The organism is bacterium, from assembly GCA_035281585.1.
GTDB lineage: Bacteria > UBA10199 > UBA10199 > DSSB01 > DSSB01 > DATEDP01.
In genome coordinates, this window is record DATEDP010000015.1 from 1 (window position 1) to 3,067 (window position 3,067).

3 protein-coding genes are annotated in these 3,067 nt (G+C 58.8%); 2 read left to right on the forward strand and 1 reads right to left on the reverse strand.

The features are described 5' to 3' along the window. Positions 1 to 300: 300 nt before the first annotated feature. On the forward strand, positions 301 to 765 hold the full coding sequence (locus tag VJR29_00880; GenBank protein ID HKY61948.1) for a hypothetical protein: 465 nt from the start codon (positions 301 to 303) through the stop codon (positions 763 to 765). Between the two features lie 144 nt (positions 766 to 909). Then, positions 910 to 1,536: a hypothetical protein gene (locus VJR29_00885; protein ID HKY61949.1), complete on the forward strand. Its 627-nt coding sequence runs from the start codon at positions 910 to 912 to the stop codon at positions 1,534 to 1,536. A gap of 148 nt (positions 1,537 to 1,684) precedes the next feature. Here the strand turns inward: VJR29_00885 and metG are convergent. After that, positions 1,685 to 3,067 (reverse strand): methionine--tRNA ligase (gene metG / locus VJR29_00890; protein ID HKY61950.1); only part of this gene is annotated, 1,383 nt, incomplete at its 5' end.

Sequence of the window (3,067 nt, forward strand, 5' to 3'; positions counted from 1 at the left end):
CCATCGGCCCGACCTCGATTAGGGGTTTCGCCAGGCCCTGTCAATCCTTAAGATTTTGGCCAAAATCCGCAACAAGAAACGGCACTTGCCGATATATTGTACAAGGGTTCGCCGGAAGAGCCGGCAGGGGAGTGTTTCAATGATCAGCATCGCGTTAGTCGCCGCCGTGGGTTTTCTTTTATTCTCGGATTCCATCCGCAAGCGTGAAAAACAGGAGATTCGACGTCTCCAGCGCAAGCTTTCCTCCTTATAATTCGACAACCGCTTGGCAGTCGGCGCTTTCCTTGGCTATGAAGGGCCATGACGCCGCCGGCCATCCTCCAAAGACTGGAACGTCTCTCGCCCCCGGAAGCCCAGCTGCTTCGGGATTGGTTCCAAGAAAACCCGGTGGGACTGAACCTCGGGCTTCAGCTATTGGACCTGCTCGAGGACCTAGCCAAGAAAGAGCGGCGGCCGCTGGCCGATTTTTTCAGCCTCATCCCCGGCGACGAGCGGATTCAGCCCAAGGAAAGGGCTCGCCAGTGGCGGGATCGCTTGGAGCAAAGGCTCCATCCCCATCGGACGGCCCACCGGGCCGCCTTCGCGGAGAGAATTCGCGGCCTAGACCTGCCCGAAGGAGTCGAAATCGATCCGCCTCAAGGTTTTGAGGGCCCGAACTACACTTTGCGGGTTCGCTTTGCCGATAAGGAGGAGCTTCGCCGACGGCTGCTCGAGCTGGGCCAATCCTTGGAAAAGCGGGATTGGGCTTGGCTCTGGGAATTTTGATGGCGCCCGCGGCCAAAAATCCTTAATAATTACGGGCAGGGATTCTTAAACCATGATCAAGAATTTCGATGAATTTTTAGAGGGGGCGAATTCCATTCTCCCCCTTCAACCCCCATCGGTTAGGGAAATGGGGAGCATTGGATCATGATTAAAAACTTCGACGAATTTCTAGAGACGTCGTGGGAACGCAACCAGGTGGTCGGCGCTTGGGGCTTCAACTCCAACATGAATTTCGCCTCGCTCAGCCCCGAGGAGACCAATGTCTGGTTCTTCGAGCAGGTTTTCAATTTCCTCCGGGCTTTCTTCGGTCTGGTGATGCCCGACGCGATGGAGATCATCACCTACGATGCCACCCAGCACATCCAGAAGACCGGCCTCGACCAGCAGACCTTCTTGGATGAGCTCATGCTGGTGATGAAGAATCTGAAAGAGCCGCTCTGGACCTTCCGGCTCAACCTCAACATCGTCGGCTTCCTGCGGACCTCCTTCCAAACCGACAATCCGGTGCGCTTGCAGATCCAAGAGCCCTGCAGCTTCATCGTCTGGGGCGGGCCCGACGAGACCGGCTTCCAGAACTTCTCGATCAGCTACCATCTCTTCTCGACCGTCGTCCTCGAGGGCGAGGAGCAGGAGCTCTGGTCGCTCAATCAGCCCATCCTCGAAAAGGCGCTCCAAAAGTGGGAGCAGCAATCGGGCCACATCATCGACGTGGTCGACTCCACCGGCGACGCGCCGGTCAATCAATACGGATTTGGGAAGGCGACGCTGTAAGCGTCGTCCTGAGCGTAGCGAAGGATCTGCGACTGCCCAAGAAAATAGGGCTCCAGTGCTCCTTCGCTTCCTCGGAATTCCCATTACTTGACCGAAGTGAACAAGGCCCTTCGGAGGACCTTGGCAGGTCGTAGATCCTTCGCTACGCTCAGGATGACGCCGTCGTCTCGATCCGCGGAAAGAGCGGAGCGGCCTCGCCCAAACGGTGCTCGGCCGGCATCGCGGTCCAGGGCGCGCCTTCGGCGAAGGTCTTGGGCAAGCTCAAGTTGAGCTGAGCGTAGATCTTCTCGGCCGTCGCCGGCATGAAAGGCGCGACCCAAAGGCCGATCAGGCGCAGGCAGTTGAAGACGTTGTGCAGGACCTGCTTGAGCCGTTCTTCCTTGCCGTCTTTTTTCAAGGTCCAGGGCGCGCTGACGTCGATGTACTTGTCGGCGGCGCCGATCAGCTCCCAAATGGCCTCCAAGGCCAGATGGTATTGGAGGTCGCCCTTCAGGTAGTCCATCGATTCGCGGACCTTCTTGCCGGTGGCGCCGGCCTTTTGGATCAGGTCGCGGTCGGCGTCGGCCTCCTCGCCCTTGGCGATCGTTCCGCCGAAATATTTCTTGGCCATGCCCAGCGAGCGGTTGAGCAGGTTGCCGATGTCGTTGGCCAGGTCGGCGTTGTAGCGCTTGATGAAATCGTCCCAAGTGAAGTTGCCGTCGGCGCCGAAGCTTGAGCCGCGCAGCAAATAATAACGAAGGGCGTCGGCGCCGTAGACGTCGATCACGTCGAGCGGGGTGACGACGTTGCCCAGCGACTTGCTCATCTTTTCGCCTTTCAAATAGACGAAGCCGTGGCCGAAGACGGTCTTGGGCAGGGCCAGCCCCACGCTCATCAGCATGGCCGGCCAAATGACGCAGTGGAAGCGGGTGATGTCCTTGCCGATGACGTGGACGTCGGCCGGCCACCATTTCTCGAAGCGGGCCGGGTCGTCGGCATAGCCGACCGCGGTCAGGTAATTGATCAGCGCGTCGAACCAGACGTAGACGACGTGGGTCGGATCGTTGGGCAGCGAGATCCCCCATTCGAAGCCGGAGCGCGAGACCGAGATGTCGTCCAGGCCGCCCTCGATCAGGCGAAGGATCTCGTTGCGCCGGATCTCGGGCAGGATGAACTCGGGATGCTTCCGGATATGCTCGAGCAAAGGTTGCTGGTACTTGGAGAGCTTGAAGAAGAAATTCTTCTCGCTCAACCACTTGGGCTTGGTCTTGTGATGGGGGCAAAGGCCCTCGACCAAGTCCTTCTCGGTGTAGAAGGCCTCGCAGGACTCGCAGTACCAGCCTTCGTAGAGCCCTTCGTAGATGTCGCCGGTCTTATGGATGGCGTCGAACAGCTTTTGAGTGGCCCGGTGATGCCGCGGCTCGCTGGTCTGGATGAAGTCGTCGTAGCTGATCTCGAGCTTCTGCCAGATCTCGGTGAATTTTCCGCGCATCTCGTCGCAGTAGGCCTTGGGCTCCATGCCTTTCTCGCGGGCCGCCTTCAGCACGTTGGT

Coding starts and splice junctions, on each gene's coding strand:
- VJR29_00880 (HKY61948.1), top strand. CDS start 301: ATGACGCCGCCGGCCATCCTCCAAAGACTGGAACGTCTCTCGCCCCCG.
- VJR29_00885 (HKY61949.1), top strand. CDS start 910: ATGATTAAAAACTTCGACGAATTTCTAGAGACGTCGTGGGAACGCAAC.